Below are 15,051 nucleotides of genomic sequence, written 5' to 3' on the forward strand. Positions count from 1 at the left end.
GGGTATCGGTTGATTGGAGACTTTCGATGGTTCCTCTGTCAGTCATTACCGAACAGCTTCCTGTGATCAGCGCCCAACTCGGTATCGAGCAGTCGACGCTGACATCCCTTCTGACCACGGCCCAGCCGATCGCCGCCCCGGTGGCTCCTGGATCGCACTTTCCGGGCATGTTGCTCGAGGCCGGGTTCGGAGTAATGAACGCTGTGTACTTCCCCAACCTGGAGGCAGGTGGCATGGAGAAGACACGGTTCGGTCAGACCATGGTGCCGGTGAGCATCTCGTTCGAGACCACGGACACGCAGGGTGGAGGGGAAATCGGCGCTGCGGGGGCCGCCTTCGGCGCCTAACTTCGTAACCTCGAAAGAAGGCGGGTCGTCATGCCCTTTTTCGATTACTTTGCCATGGAGCCGCTGGCGAATTGGATGCAGCTCAACAGCGGGCCCGGTGCGGCGCCGTTGTTCGCCGCGTCGACCGCCTACACCGGCGTTGGAGAGGCGCTGAACTCGGCAGCCACCAGTTCGGACAGCTTGTCGACGGCCATGGGGAGTTCATGGGAGGGTGTGTCGGGGCCTCGTGCGCAGGCAGCGCTACGTAAACACACCGGCTGGGTACGTGAGCAGGCGTCACTCGCTGAGCGGATATCCGGGCTGGCGACCAAGGCCGGGCAGGCGCACAACAGTGCCGTCGCCATGATGCCCACCCTCGCGGAGATCCTGGCGAACATTGCCAAGCGGGCGGCGGCCTCGGCGGCCGCTTCAGCGGCGGCGTCGGGAGGGCCGGCCACCCTGCCGCTGGCGGCGGCGGCCAGCTTGGCGATGGCGGAAGCGGAAGCGGAGTATCTGATCCTGCGAGCCCGGGCGGCAGCCGCTATGGCGCAATACGAGGCCAAAGCCCTCGATACCCTCGAGCAATTGGCTGCGATCAAGGTCGAGCCTCCGCCGCCGATGGTCACCGGCGGTGGCGGAGGGGTCGACAGCACGCCGCGGTATACGCCGCCGGACACCACCGGCCCACTGAAGAACCTGATAGACAAGGGGCCGGACAGCTCCTTCATCAAGACCGACAACAGCATCGGTCCACAGCAGCATTCGGTGGGTGACGGTACTCGGTCGCTGGGCGATGGCAGCCAGTCGGTGGGCGATGGTACCCAGTCGGTTTCGGACGCGGCGAATTCCACATCGGATCTCGGGCAGTCCGGTCCCCAGGCCGATCGCGCGCTGCCGGATATCGAGCGGGCGTTGTCGCCCGGCGATTCCGCCTATACCACAGAACACGGTCTGAATACCGGGAGCCTGGACTCGCAGGTACACGATGGTCTCTTCGGAACCACCCCGTACTCGACCACCCTCGCCGGGTTGGGTGGTGGTGCTGTGGGCTTCGCGTCCCTCGGGATGATGCGAGGCGGCCTCGGATCGATGTCCGGCGCCGCGACCGGTTTCCGGATGCCGGGAAACTGGACCCCCGGAACGGGCACGGCCTTCGGTGCCGGCACCGGGAACACCTCGGCGGCACCGATGTCTCGAGCTGCCTCCCGTCCAGGAGTCAGCGCGCCGTCCGCGCGGATGCGGCGTCGCAGGAAGGAGGAAGACAGGGACAAGCCGGCCAAGGTCTTCATACCAGGCGAACAACTCGACGTGCCGGTGCTGGAGCGGCCGCCTGCAATTGGTGTTATCGAATATGACGAGGGCGGGAACGAGGAGGATGTGCTCATGGAGCCGACACTCGTGGGTGTCCTCGACCTCCTCGGCGACGAACCAGAAGCCGAGAACCCAGAACGGCCATCGGGCCGGTAAATTTTGAAAGGAAGCCGAAATGGCTAACAATACATCTGTCGAAACCGAACAGTTGCAAGCCGGCTGCAACAAGACCGCTGTGGGTCTTGGGCAGCTGGAGTCGGGAATGCAGAACTTGGCGGGCATCCAGGGCGAGTTTCAAAGCGCTCTCAAAGGCCAGGTTGGTATGGCTGTTTTCAATGCGCTCGGTAACGCCTACGAAACAGGGGGCAAGGTAGGTGAATTCCTGAACCATATTATTCAGGCGATGGGGAGGGCCGGCGTGCATGTCGATACCACGGACATGGAATCGGCGGCCATGATCAAGGCCGCCGACATGGGTGGCGATGGAAGCCTCGAGGTAGGGAATGCCACTGGAACATGGTCGAACAACGTCATCGAAGGTGTCGGTGAGCGTGACATTTCAAATGTGCAGTTGTCGAATGTGAAGTTGGATTTCTAGCTTCACGTCGTATAACTGGTTATAGATAAATACTTTGGAAAGGTTAGTGAAATGGGTGAAATACATGTAGGCTACGATATGACTGGTGATCTCACCGGTCGTACGACCAACTTGGTTTCGGCTTTGCAGACCCTCTGCGAGGACCTGAGAAGTAATAAAGAATCTGTTTTGAGCATATTCATCGGCCAAGGTTCGGATGCGTACAACCAAAAGGCCACGGAATTCGATCACAGGCTGGATTCTTTCAAAGCGAGTCTCGAAGGCCTCAATCGTAAGGTCATTCAGGTAGCCACACGAGGCGGTGATTTCGACACGATGGACAAAACCGTCGCATCCTGGTTCCACGGCGGCTGATCGATATCGATCGTGCTGGGTTCGGCCACTCATAGCGAGGAGCGGCCGAACCATCGGACAACACCCTCACGGTAGGAATGTTGAATACGGATGCGATTTCTATCGATCTGAATGTCGATGCCGCCCTCGTTCTGCAGAACATGGTCGGCATCGACTCCTATCCCCCTGTCCTCGCCCTGTTTCCGACTGTCCACAGGGTCGATGACTGGAACCGGGTGCAGGAGGTCGTCATCACTCAGCTCGCCGAGGCGGGCATCGTGGAGGGCGATCAGGTGCATCCGGTGGTGGAGGATTGGCTGCGCTGTCTGTATCGGCCGGATACGGAACTGGTGGCGCGTATCCTGGATAACGGCCGGGGTGGTCATACACCGACCATGCTGCGTATGTCGTTGGTGCGCAGCGGCGAACAGCATGTACTCGCGGTGCGCTGCGACGACCACGTGGTGATCCAGTCGGTGTTCCAGGAAGGCCGCCAATTGAATACGCTGACCGCGGCGGTGAAATCCGCGCTGGGCAACTATCCGGTGCTGAACTTCGAACCGATAACGGTCGCGGCGGAAGCATTGGAGGAGGTGCCGACGGATCCGGACGAACAGCGGGCCGCGCTGTGCGAGCTGGGCGCTACACCGCATACGGCGAGTGTGCTCACGCGGGCGATGACCGAGATCGTCCGGCGGGCGGAGGTGTACATGGTGGAGCATCGAGACGGTGGTTCCGGTTCGATCGACACGAAAGCCGGTGTCAGCGTGCTGGACACGCTGTCCGGACGGTTGGTGGCGACACCGAGCGCGGCGATGGACGGGCGGATATGGTCGACCTTCCGTCCGGGTGACGATTCCGCCCTGCAGGCGGGCATCAACGCCCTGATCGAACTCCTGCCCGGCCGCAGCTGGTTCGATCCTTCGCGGGTCGCTGTTTGACGTCCCCGTGCGAGTCGAGAGGACGACGGATATGAACCGAGCACCGATCACGAACGGGCATTCGCCTGCCGCGGCCTTGACGACGGGCGGCTATGATGCCTACTTCGCCCAGGTGGAGCAGAGTTCGGACGACACCGCCGCAAACGGCGGAACGGGCGCCGCGGTATCGCGGCCCGTCGAGTACGGTTCACCCCCGGCGGCGGGCGCGCAGCCACCACAGGAAACGATGGCCACCCGGTCGAGGCAGGAGACCACACCGCCCGTGCCCGAGACCGGAGCGCCGCAGTACGACGAGCGGGGTTCCGCCACGGTATCGGCGCCCGACCCCGGAAACTGGCCCGCGGCCGGTGTGCCCGCCGCACCGTCGATGTCCACCGGGGAAGCGGTGAATCCTGCCCCATCGACCGGTGAGGCGGCGCAGCGGAATGCGCAGTCCGCTCCTGTGCCCGGCCCGGCCCCGACACAGGTGAATCCGCCTACCCGAGCGGATCCGGCCGGATACCCGACATCGGCGCGGCAAGGCCCGGCGGCCCACGGGGAATCCGCCGTCGCGCAACCGAACAACTCCCCGAGCCAGGCGAGCGGTCCGTCCACGTACCACTACCCGAACGCCACCGGCTCCCACCCGATGCCGAACACTGCCGCGTCCCGGGTGCCGGACCGAATCACTCGCACGAGCTACGACACGCCCCGGGTGGAAGTGCTCCCACCTGCCCTGGCCTCGCCGCAGATGCTGGCCGATATCGCCGCCGTGCGGCAGGCGCATCTGCGCTCCGCCGCCGGGGTGCGCGGTGCGCTGAACAAGGTCGGCTTCAACTTCGGGCTCTCACCTGCCGAACAGCGTGCCGAGGACCGGCGCAACCGCATTCGTCGACAGCTCACCGCCCCGTATCAGATCGCGGTGCTCAGCGTGAAAGGCGGCGTCGGCCGGACCACGACGGCGGCCACACTCGGTTCGGTCTTCGCCAAACTGCGCCCCGACCGGGTGGCCGCCGTCGACGCGAACCCGGATTTCGGTGATCTCGCCACCCGTACCGCGCGTCATCCCTACGGGTTGACGCTGCGCGATCTGGCTCAATCCACCCAGCACCTGGACTCGTTCTCCGCCGTGCACGCCTATACCTCGGTCAACACCGCCGATCTCGCGGTGATCGCCTCACCGTGGAGCACCGATGCCTCCCAGGCGCTCACGGGTGAGGAGTACGGCATCGGTGTGGAGGTCCTGCGCCGCCATTACAACCTGCTGGTCGTGGACTGCGGTACAGGAGTACTGGATTCGGCCACCGACGCCGTACTGCGGACGAGCGACGCGGTCGTGGTGGTCACCCCGGCGACGGTCGGCGGGGTCACGGGTGCGGTCGCTACGCTGAACTGGTTGAGCTCACATGGTTTCGACCATCTGATCGCGACATCCGTGGTGGCGATCGTGCAGCAACATCCGATCAAACCCACGGTCGAGGTGTCGGCGATCGAGAAGCTCTTCGCGACCGCGCAGCGACCCACCTGCCAGATACCGTTCGATCCGCACTTGGCGGAGGGAGGCGAGATCGACTTGCGTCTTCTCGACAAGGAGACCCAGCTGGCGTTCGAGGAACTCGCGGCCGGTCTCGCGGACGACTTCCCGGGCTACCCGACCGGTCCGAGTGATCACGGAGGACGTCTATGACAACCGCGCAGGCCGCGCCGCCGTCGGTGGGGGGCGCGGCCGCCTCGGCGGAGGTCGCCCGCGCGCGGGTCGCTGTGATGGTCGCCAGTTATCAGGTCGACGTGGTGGTACCGACCAAATTCACCATCGAGACCTTCATCGATGATCTGCTGGCGGTGCTGGCCGCGGCGATCGACGACGAGAGTGTGGATTTCACCCCGCCCAGTGGTCAATGGAGCCTGGCCCGGCCGGGTGAGCAGCCGATGCCGCGCTGGCGCAGTCTGGCCGACCACGACATCGTCGACGGCGCCGTGCTCATGCTGGCCGCTGTGGAATCGGCCGAGGTGTTCACCCCGGTGGTGGAGGACATCACCGATGCGCTCGCCCTGATCAACGAACGTGAGTTCGCCGAATTCGACAGCGACACGGCCGCGGTGGTCGGCCTGGTGACGTTCGGAACGGGTGCGGTGGCGATCGCGGCCCTCCTATCGTGGATGTGGACGCAGACCGCGTCATTGGTGTGGTGTGCGCTGCCGGCGCTGCTGTTCGGCGCCGCCTGCTGGGGTGTCGCCGTCGTCGCGCGCAACCATGACGCCGCGCCGCGGGTTTCGCTCGGCTTGTCCTTGTCCGCCATTCCGTTGTTGTTCGCCGGTAGTGCCATGCTGGTGCCGCCGGCCTACGGTGAGCCGGGGCCGTTCGCGCCCGCGAATATTGTCGCGGGCGCGGTGGTGGCCGCGGTCGCGGCGGCGGCCATGATACGGGTGACCGGTTGGGGAATCGCCACATTGATGGCGGTGACCGTGCTCGGCATCGTGGTGACGGTCGTGGTGCTTCCGCTGGCCTACCTGGATCTGCTGGTTCGGCAGGTGGCGGGTGGGGCCGTTTTCCTCGGCCTGGTTATGTTGACCCTCGCCCCCCGGATCGCGGTCGTGATCGCCCGTATCCGGCCCCCGGATCTGCCCGACCCCGGTAATGAGGTCTCCCCGGCCACCCTGACCGATATCTTCGACGCGGCGACCGTTCGGGACACCGATCAGGATGCCGAGCGGTCCGCCGACGCCGAACGTCAACAACACCGCAACGAGGTGGGCATCGAGAGCCGTGCCCGGCTCGCGGTCACCAGCCTGCGTGGCCTGATCTCCGCGATTTCGATGGTTCTGTCAGTGGCGACGGTGATCTGCGCCGCGGTGAGTCCCGGCGGGATCCGGGAGATTGTCATGGCCGCGGCGGTGGCCGGCATTCTGGCCATGCGCTCGCGTTGGCACCCGGACCGTGTGCAGGCGATCGCGCTGGTCAGCGGATCCTCTGTTGTTGTACTCGGCACGGCCGCTGTGCTCGTGGGAGCCTATGGCAGCGCCTTCGCGCGGCTGGCGGTCGTCGTGATCGTGGCGGTCATCGCGTGCGGTGCCTGCGTGGCGGCCCTGCGGCTGCCCGGGAAACGGTTGACCCCCGTGACGCGGCGGGTGATCGACCTGATCGAGTACGCGCTCATCCTCGTTGTGCCTATTCTTGCGTTCTGGATCATGGGCATCTACACCGCAATGCGAGGGATCTGATGGTTTTCGGCAGGGTCGCGGTCGCGGCACTGGCCGGGCTGGTGCTGTTCACCGGTGCCGCGCAGGCGAATGCCTTGGTTCCGCCGGAAGTGGTGGTCGGCCCACCACCGCCCGACGGTCCGCCGGGCCCGGAGATGCCCACCAAACAGGACAAGGGTTGTTTGGCGGCCGGGGTGTTGCAGGACAGCGACCTGACGCGGGTGCCGCCCGCGGAGTTGGCGCTCGATCTGGAGCGGGCGCGGGCGTTGAGCAGTGGGGCCGGGGTGACCGTCGCGGTCGTGGACACCGGCGCATCGCCCAATCCGCGCCTGCCCAATCTGGTCGGTGGCGGTGATTATGTGGCAGGCGGGGACGGGTTGTCCGACTGCGATGCCCACGGCACCCTGATCGCCGGGATCATCGGCGCCAAGGCCGATCCCGCCGACGGTTTCACCGGAGTCGCGCCGGACGCTCGGATCATCTCCATTCGCTACCGTTCGGGAGCCTTCAGGATCGAACGCTCGCCATCCGAGCGGTCCGAGCGGACGGCCATCGAAATTCGCACCCTGGCCCGGGCGATCACCCATGCGGCCAACCTGGGAGCCGGCGTGATCGTGGTGCCCATCCCGGTCTGTGTGGCCGTTGAGGACAGGGTGAACCAGGATGCGCTGTCCGCTGCCATCGGGTATGCGGTGCACGTCCGGGGCTCGCTGGTCATCGCGGGCGCGGGCAACGCCGGTAGCGAGGGCTGCCAGCAGAACCCGGATATCGACCCCGGTCGGCCGAACGACCCGCGCAACTGGCGCGATGTCAAGACCATTTCCGCACCGGGATGGTTCTCACCCCCCGTATTGACCGTCGGTTTCACCACGGCCACCGGTGCGGTCACCGAGGAGTCACTGACCGGACCCTGGGTGTCGGTGGCGGCACCGGGCACCAGTATCGAATCACTCGGTCCCGGAGGTGGGGGTCTCATCAACGGTGTCGGCGCACCCGACAAATTGACTCCGGTGGGCGGCGCCTCGTTCGCCGCGGCCTATGTCGCCGGAGCGGCGGCTCTGCTGCGCTCGCGGTACCCGAACGAGACACCGGGTGAGATCGCGGCGCGGTTGCAGGCCGGCGCGCACTCGCCCGCACGCGGTATCGACAACACCGTCGGAGCGGGTGTGATCGACCCGACGGCATCCTTGAGCTACCGGACCCCACCCAAACCGCCGGAGGGGCTCTTCCAGGCCGCCGGCCTGGAGATACCTCCGCCGCCGCGGGCGAAGGATCAGCGTCCCGGGGTGATGGCCGCGATCGTGATCGCCGCCGCGGTGCTGGTCGGTATCGGTGCGAGCTACGGCGGCCGCGCGCTGCGGAGGTCGCGGTGAATGCGCGGGACAATCGGGTTGTGGGCGTCGAGCGTGGCCCGTTCGCGTGTGTCGTGGTCGGAGGCAGCGTGGTGGTGGCGGGGGTAGCCACACACGCCCCGCTGTGGGCGAGCGCGATCGTCGCCGTGGCTCTGCTGTTGACGGTGACCGTCCGGTTGCGCGGCCGCACCCCGGTGCGCTGGTTCCTGGACTGGCTCGACTACCGACTCGGGCGGGCCGAGCGCGCCGCGGCCTTGGCCGTACCGGCGTCGGTTCGCGATATTCAAGTGGCGGCCGGTGCCTGTGGGGTCCGAGAGGACGGCGACATTCTGATCGCCATGATCCAGCTCGCGCCGAATCTGGACCTTCCCACGGTGATCGCCGAGCAGACCGTCTACACCGAGGACACGGTTCCGGTGGACGCTCTGCTGCCGATGCTCGATCAGTACGGGATCGCTGTCGACATCGATATCGTCACCACCGGACAGCGGGTGCGCTCCGCGGGTAGCTATAGCATGCTCTACGACCAGCTGATCGGCTCCAATCCCGTGATCGGCAACCGACTGACCTGGTTGGTGGTCCGATTGGATCAGGAGCGGAATCTACCGGCCCTGTCGCGGCGCGGGCCGTGTTCGGTCGTCGCGCCGAAGGCTCTGGCGACGGCGGCGCACCGGATCGCCGGACGGCTGCGGGAGCGCGGTATTGCCGCCCACGCGTTACCGGCCGAAGCGCTGGTCGATGCCGTCAGGATGCTGCACGCGGGCATCGAGCCATCCGATGTGCGGGAGGGCTGGAACAGTCTGCGGACGCCGGTGCCGGGCCGGCACGTCACCAGCTTCGGTATCGACTGGTCCGAACTCGAGGGAGTCGGCCTGGACGACTGCTGGACTTGGAACAATGGTCGTACCACCCTGGTGGTGAGCCTGTCCGCTGTGGATTCCGGCCCGCGTGCCATGGTGCGCTATGTGGGCCCGGCCACGCCGGAGGTGCTTCCGGACTACTTGCGCCGCCTGCCGGGGCGGCAGCTGACCGCTTTGCGGGCGACGCTGCCCACCGGCACTTCGGTGCGAGACCTGGCACAGGACGAGAAGGCCGTCGAAGCCGCCGCCGCGGACCAGGCCGCCGGGCTCAGTGTGGCCATCGGTCCGAACGGTCAGATCCTGGGCGCCATCAGCGGCCAGCCGCGGCACCGCTTGGCGCTGCCGCTGTTCGACCCCGCGCGTTACAACCCGCGCCGACGCTCCATCGACGTGCACGCTCAACTGTCCGTCGCGCAGCAGATCATCCTGCGTGCCACGGTAGTGGGGGCCGATGTCGAGGTGCACACCAATCGTCCGCAACGGTGGCAGCACCTGGTCAGTGCGGTGGGCGATCCGCGGTCGCTACGGCTGGTGGGCGATGCGGGGGACGGCAGGGATCGCCAGGAGTCGAGAGAAGACGCGACGATCGTCGTTTTCGATCAGTTGCCGGCCCATGCCTCGGCGGCTCCGACTACGGTCTCCATCAGCGATCCGGGCGTGCGACGGCGCCGCACGGTGGATTTGGTAATCGAACAGGTCAGCGATACCACCGTGGAGGTGAACATCCCGATGCGTACGGTCCGGGTGAATCTCATCGAGCCGCGGGGGGAGACCCGCTACCTCGACTTCGCGGAACCGCAGGGGTCGGTGTCGGCCCCACCGATGACCTCCGTGCCCACCATGCCGGTCTCTCGGCCGGTCGGGCGTCGTATCGGCTGATCCGGGCGGACTGTAGTGTCGTTCACTGTGGTAGCGGAGGATTCCCAGCCGGACAGCGGCAGTTTCCCAAATCCGGAAGGCGGGGAGGAACTGACCCCGCGGCAGGCGGCAGCGGCGGTCTTTTCCAGTCGGCTCTCGGAACTGATCGCCGAATCGGTCGTGTCCACCGAGGACGGATCGACCCGTTCGTTGACGTTGTACTCGCTGGCGCAGCATCTGGAGCTGGCGTACCCGGACGTGCCGGTCTCCCAGTCGGGACTGTACCGGCTCATCCATGGGGACGCGATTCCGCGGCTCGACCTGATCATCGCGCTGGCGCGGGTGTTCGACGTCCCGCCGGAGTACTTCGTCACCGACACGAAACGAAGCTGAGCACCGCATTCGGGCGAGCGGCGCTGTTCTCCGCAGCGGGAATAGCGCTGGACCGAGGGATACGGGAAGTCGATACCATTCGGCCATGCCCGATGCGGACCCGGGAGATGTATTTCTCCACCATCGTGGTGCGATTCTGGACGCGCTGCTGTCGGATCCTTATTTCGGGCACGTGGTCGCGGACGAGCCTGCCCCACAGATGGCTACCGGTGATTCGGCGGAGCGGTCGGCGGCGGAACGGCCGGTCGTCGCAGTCGACGAGTCGCTGTTCGACCTGCCGGCGCCGGTGTCGCCGGTCGACGATCCCGCTATGGTCGGTGTGGGCCCGGACGAATCGCGCCCCCGTCGCCCGCCGCGTGGCTCGTCGTCGAGTGATCGCATCAATGCCCTGCTCAGCGGTCAGAACCTCGGTCCGGGGCCGGATTTCGTGCCGGACTATGCCGATGCCGCGGCCGAGCGGATCACGCGCGACGCGCCGCCCAATCAGGAGGCCACGGAACAAACCGCGGCGCGTGAAACGGCCGGGCGGTCGACCGGTGAGCGACCCTCCCCTCAGGAGATCGCCCACCAGGTCGGCGCCCAGTTGCGCAAACCCAAAGTGGCGCTGGCGGTGGCGGCGGTTGTCGCCCTCCTGATCGTGGTCCTGCTGGTGGCGACCGGCGGCAAGGATGATCAGGACAACCGGCCGCTGGCGGTCGCGCCGGCTCCCCCCACCACTCCGGCTCAGCAAACGCCCCCCCAGAAGGGCGAGGCCGGCGGCACCATCGAGGTGGAGTCGGCGAAGGCGAATTGCCCGCCGGGAAGTACAGACGCGATGGACGCCTTCTCGGGGGAACCGGGCAAGGCGTGGTCGTGTGTGCGGGCCTACAAGGTGGATGGCCAGGTTATGCGCATCGACCTCGGTAAGGAATACAAGGTGGATTCCATCGGCATCGTCCCGGGGTGGGATCATATCGGCAGCGACGGCACCGATCAGTGGACGAAATTCCGCACCGTGAGCCGGGTGTCGTACGAGCTCAACGACAAAAACAAGACCACCTACACTCAGGAGACGCTCGATCAGCGGTCGCTGGTGGTCACCAGGATCGAACCTCCGATCGAAGCCTCCGAAATCGTCCTGACGGTATTGGAATCCAATGGCGAGTCGGCGGAGAACGCGGTCGCGATCTCGTCGATCGTGATCACCGGGCGGTAGGTGGCGGTATGTCGGTGGTGGTGTCTTGTCGGGTGTGACCTGTCAGTATTGCGGCCATCCCGCCGGGGGCGTCGGGACGGTCTGCGCGCATTGCGGTGCGCCGCTGCCGAATCCGGGGCCCGCCGCGGCCGCTGCTTCCGTCGCGGTCGCGCATCCGACGACGGCGGATCGGACGACGAGCGCTTCCGGTGCGGGTCCGAAACTTCCGGGGTCCCTGCTCGGTGCCATACGTTCGCGCCTTGTCCCGGAGGCGGAAGACGTTGTTCGGCAGCATCATCCGAGATGGCAGTGGAACGCGGCGTTCGCCGTGGTCGGGTTGGTCCTGGTGCTGCTGGTATTCCTGATGATGCGATCCTGTTCGATATCGCCGCCGTCGATGAGCGGCCTGGGTGGATTCGAGCCGCCCGGGGCGACCGACGGTGCCGTAGTGGAGCTGCCCGGCCCGTTGCGCAGTGCGTCCTGTCGGCCGCAGGGCGCAGGGACAGGCGTCGAACGCTGTGTGATCGCCGCCGGCGATCCGCTGCTCTTCGGCGGGATCATGGGTGGCCGGGAGTTGACCTTCCAGGTGCAGCGGGTGCAGCCGGGACAGCTCACCCAGACGATTCAGCAGTGGCGGTCCGCGGGGGGTACCGTTGTCGCGGACGGCGAGGTGTTCGCGGCCATCAACGCGTCGTCGGCGGTATTGTTCGCCGATACCGCGTCCGGATTGCGCGTGGACACCGGATCGTTCACCGACCGTGCCGGGGCGCAGACCTTTCTGGCTCGTTCAGGTCTATTGCAGCAGTGACATACCGCCTGGTGGGTGAAGTAATACCTGGTGGGCGCGGATGCAGGTTGCTCACATTTAACGTACCGCTATACAACGGTACGTTAAGCGCGTACAGTGGGGCTCCGGGGAGAAACACAGGGGGACGAGAACAGATGTGGGAAGGCGCGGATCCACGGTGACGACAACACAGGACACGGTTTCGCAGCAGCGGTTCCGAGGGGAGCCGAGCGATCTGGAGGCGGCGTACTTTCGCTGGAGCCATTCGGATTCGTCCACGCTGACCATTACCGACCGAGCCGAGCACATCCTCCACCATCATCTCGAACTCGGCGCCACCCGGGCGCCCGGGACGGTATCGACCCGCGTCTACCGCGCCGACGACGGTTGTGGCCTCGGCGTCGCGGTGCAGATCGTCAATGACGATATGCCGCTGCTGGTCGACTCGGTGACCTCCACCCTGAACCGGTTGGGCGCCACCGTGACCGAGGTCGTGCACCCGGTCTTCGACGTAGTGCGCGACGAGCAGGGGCGGCTGCGTGAGATCGCCCCGCGCGACGGCGACGGTCACAACCCCGCGGCCGGACACCGTGTCCTGCCGGAATCGTGGATCCATGTGCAGTTGGCCGCGACCGTCACCGACGAGGTGCTCGATCGCGTGGAACAGGCCCTGCCGCAACTGCTCGACGAACTGCGCGTGGTCGACGAGGACACCCCTGCCATGGTCGGTTCGCTGGTCACCGTGGCCAAACGACTCGACCGCGCGGCCGCGCAGCGCGACGACAGCGAGATCTCCGAATGCGCCGACCTGCTGCGCTGGCTGGCCGACGGGCATTTCACCGTGCTCGGCTACAGCGACTACCGGCTGCGCCGGACCGCGCCGACGCCGGACGCGGAACTGGCCCTGTGGCCGGTGCCGGGCACCGGGCTCGGCGTACTGCGTGACGGTTCGAATGCCGAGATCGAGGTGCCGGTGCTGGGCGCGAAACGTCCGGTGCTGCGGTTGATCAACGGTTCGGCGGATTCGCTGATTCCCGGTTCGTCGAACCTGTACTTCGTGAGTGTCGCCGAATACGCCGATACCGAGGCGGGCGGGCGGGGTGCCGCCGGCCTCACCGTCGCCAATGTACGCGGTGAGCACGTTTTCGTGGGAACGCTCGCGGTGACCGCGCTGCACGAGAACATCCTCGATATCCCGGTGATCGCCCGGCGGGTGCACCAGGTGATCGAATGGGCCGGGTTCGACCTGAATTCGTTCTCCGGCCAGGGCATGCTCGAGGTGATGCAGACCTTCCCACGCGCGGAGTTGTTCTCCGCCGACGCGCGGCGGCTGTTCGACACGGTGTCGTCGGTGATGAACCTGGGGCTGCGCCGGCAGATCCGGTTGTTCCTGCGCGAGGATTCACGCAGCGGGGCGGTCTACTGCCTGGTCTATATGCCCAACGACCGCTATTCGAGCCAGGTGCGGTTGCGGATGCAGGACATCTTGATGGCCGAATTCCGCGGTAACCAGATCGGCTATTCCGCCCGGGTCACCGAATCCGAACTGGCCGTCGTGTATTTCACGGTCTACCGCGCCGCCGAGGCGGGGCCGGCGGACCTGTCCGAGGAGAACCGCGAACGGATCCAAGAACTCCTTTTCGCCACCACCCGCACCTGGTCCGATCGGCTGGTGGCCGCGGCCGCGGGTGTTTCCGGCATCTCCCGTGGCGCGGTCACCGACTACGCGGCCGCCTTCCCGGCGAGCTACCAGCAGGAATTCGAACCGGATCGGGCACTGGCCGAACTGCGCCGACTGGACCGGCTCGACGACGGTGATATCGATACCGTGCTCTACCGGAGCCCGGACGCGCCGGCCGGCGAATGGCGGTTCGCGCTCTATGTCGCCGGGGAAGGAGTATCGCTGAGCCGGGTGCTGCCGGTCCTGCACAGCCTCGGGGTCGAAGTCGTCGACGAGCGGCCGTATCTGCTGGCGCTGCCCGACGATCGGCAGCGATGGATCTACGACTTCGCGCTGCGGGTGCCGGCCGCGGTCCTGCGCGACGCCCTGGACACCGAGATGGAAGCCGATCTCGGTGATGTGGCCGAGGACCGGGCGAGCGCCGAGGAGATATCCGCCGGAGCGGGTATCGCCCGTCGGTTCCAGGATGCCGTCGCGGCCATGTGGTTCGGTCGGGCCGAGGTGGACGGGCTCAACGAGCTGGTCTTGCGGGCCGGGTTGCACTGGCGTCAGATCGTGATGCTGCGGGCGTACGCGAAATACCTGAAGCAGGCCGGTTTCGCCTACGGTATCGCCGGTATCAAGCGAGTGCTGCTGGCGAATCCGATGATGTCCCGTGGTTTCGTCGAATTGTTCGAAGCGTATTTCGATCCGGACGGTGCCGAGGCCGCGACCGAGCGGGCGGAGAAGACCTCCCAGCGGCTCACCACCGAGATCGACGCGGTGGTCGGCCTCGACACCGACCGAGTGCTGCGCGCGGTGCTCGAGCTGATCTCGGCCACCCTGCGCACCAACTACTTCCGCCGCGACGAGGACGGAAACCCGCCGGCACATCTGTCGTTCAAGTTCGACCCGCAGGCCATCACGCTGCTGCCGCAGCCGCGTCCGCGGTATGAGATTTTCGTGTATTCGCCGCGGGTGGAGGGTGTGCATCTGCGGTTCGGTGCGGTGGCGCGGGGTGGTTTGCGTTGGTCGGATCGGTTGGAGGATTTCCGGACCGAGATCTTGGGGTTGGTCAAGGCCCAGGCGGTGAAGAACGCGGTGATCGTGCCGGTGGGGGCCAAGGGTGGTTTCGTGGTCAAGCAGCCGCCGGCGGCGACGGGGGATGGGTTGGTGGATCGGCAGGCGTTGCAGGCGGAGGGGGTGGCCTGCTATCGCACCTTCATCTCGGGGCTGCTCGACGTCACCGACAATGTCGACCGCGCGACCGGGGCCGTG

Annotated in this window: 13 protein-coding genes; all 13 read left to right on the forward strand. The window is 66.4% G+C overall.

Annotation, left to right across the window (positions count from 1 at the left end; genetic code table 11):
- Positions 1-26 precede the first annotated feature (26 nt).
- A complete protein-coding gene (locus ON20_RS06730; RefSeq protein WP_157228728.1) occupies positions 27-347 on the forward strand; it encodes a hypothetical protein in 321 nt (106 codons plus the stop codon).
- A 30-nt stretch (positions 348-377) separates the two neighbouring features.
- Positions 378-1,793, forward strand: a complete 1,416-nt coding sequence (locus tag ON20_RS06735) for a PPE domain-containing protein (RefSeq protein ID WP_083864710.1) — start codon at positions 378-380, stop codon at positions 1,791-1,793.
- 19 nt (positions 1,794-1,812) lie between these two features.
- Positions 1,813-2,235, forward strand: a complete 423-nt coding sequence (locus ON20_RS06740; protein ID WP_157228729.1) for a hypothetical protein — start codon at positions 1,813-1,815, stop codon at positions 2,233-2,235.
- A 51-nt stretch (positions 2,236-2,286) separates the two neighbouring features.
- Entirely contained in the window at positions 2,287-2,589 is a 303-nt protein-coding gene (locus ON20_RS06745) for a WXG100 family type VII secretion target (RefSeq protein ID WP_157228730.1), read from the forward strand.
- A 77-nt stretch (positions 2,590-2,666) separates the two neighbouring features.
- The gene (locus ON20_RS06750) at positions 2,667-3,509 is read left to right on the forward strand and encodes an ESX secretion-associated protein EspG (protein ID WP_040834080.1); all 843 of its coding nucleotides are present in this window, start codon (positions 2,667-2,669) and stop codon (positions 3,507-3,509) included.
- Between the two features lie 31 nt (positions 3,510-3,540).
- Positions 3,541-5,175 (forward strand): MinD/ParA family ATP-binding protein, encoded by a 1,635-nt coding sequence (locus ON20_RS06755; protein WP_245547084.1) that lies wholly within the window; start codon positions 3,541-3,543, stop codon positions 5,173-5,175.
- Complete coding sequence (gene eccD, locus ON20_RS06760) at positions 5,172-6,710, forward strand: type VII secretion integral membrane protein EccD (RefSeq protein ID WP_040834081.1); 1,539 nt, start codon at positions 5,172-5,174, stop codon at positions 6,708-6,710. The genes ON20_RS06755 and eccD overlap by 4 nt, the downstream gene beginning before the upstream one ends.
- The gene (gene mycP, locus ON20_RS06765; protein ID WP_040834082.1) at positions 6,710-8,062 is read left to right on the forward strand and encodes a type VII secretion-associated serine protease mycosin; all 1,353 of its coding nucleotides are present in this window, start codon (positions 6,710-6,712) and stop codon (positions 8,060-8,062) included. Before eccD ends, mycP begins: the two co-directional genes overlap by 1 nt.
- A gap of 20 nt (positions 8,063-8,082) precedes the next feature.
- The gene (gene eccE / locus ON20_RS06770) at positions 8,083-9,780 is read left to right on the forward strand and encodes a type VII secretion protein EccE (protein WP_245547085.1); all 1,698 of its coding nucleotides are present in this window, start codon (positions 8,083-8,085) and stop codon (positions 9,778-9,780) included.
- A 15-nt stretch (positions 9,781-9,795) separates the two neighbouring features.
- Positions 9,796-10,152 (forward strand): helix-turn-helix domain-containing protein, encoded by a 357-nt coding sequence (locus ON20_RS06775; protein WP_040834085.1) that lies wholly within the window; start codon positions 9,796-9,798, stop codon positions 10,150-10,152.
- Between the two features lie 85 nt (positions 10,153-10,237).
- Entirely contained in the window at positions 10,238-11,347 is a 1,110-nt protein-coding gene (locus ON20_RS06780; RefSeq protein WP_040834086.1) for a discoidin domain-containing protein, read from the forward strand.
- 307 nt (positions 11,348-11,654) lie between these two features.
- Positions 11,655-12,134 (forward strand): hypothetical protein, encoded by a 480-nt coding sequence (locus ON20_RS06785; RefSeq protein WP_040834087.1) that lies wholly within the window; start codon positions 11,655-11,657, stop codon positions 12,132-12,134.
- A 157-nt stretch (positions 12,135-12,291) separates the two neighbouring features.
- Positions 12,292-15,051 (forward strand): NAD-glutamate dehydrogenase domain-containing protein (locus ON20_RS06790; protein ID WP_174361864.1); only part of this gene is annotated, 2,760 nt, incomplete at its 3' end.

This window comes from Nocardia brevicatena NBRC 12119, assembly GCF_000308495.1.
GTDB lineage: Bacteria > Actinomycetota > Actinomycetes > Mycobacteriales > Mycobacteriaceae > Nocardia > Nocardia brevicatena.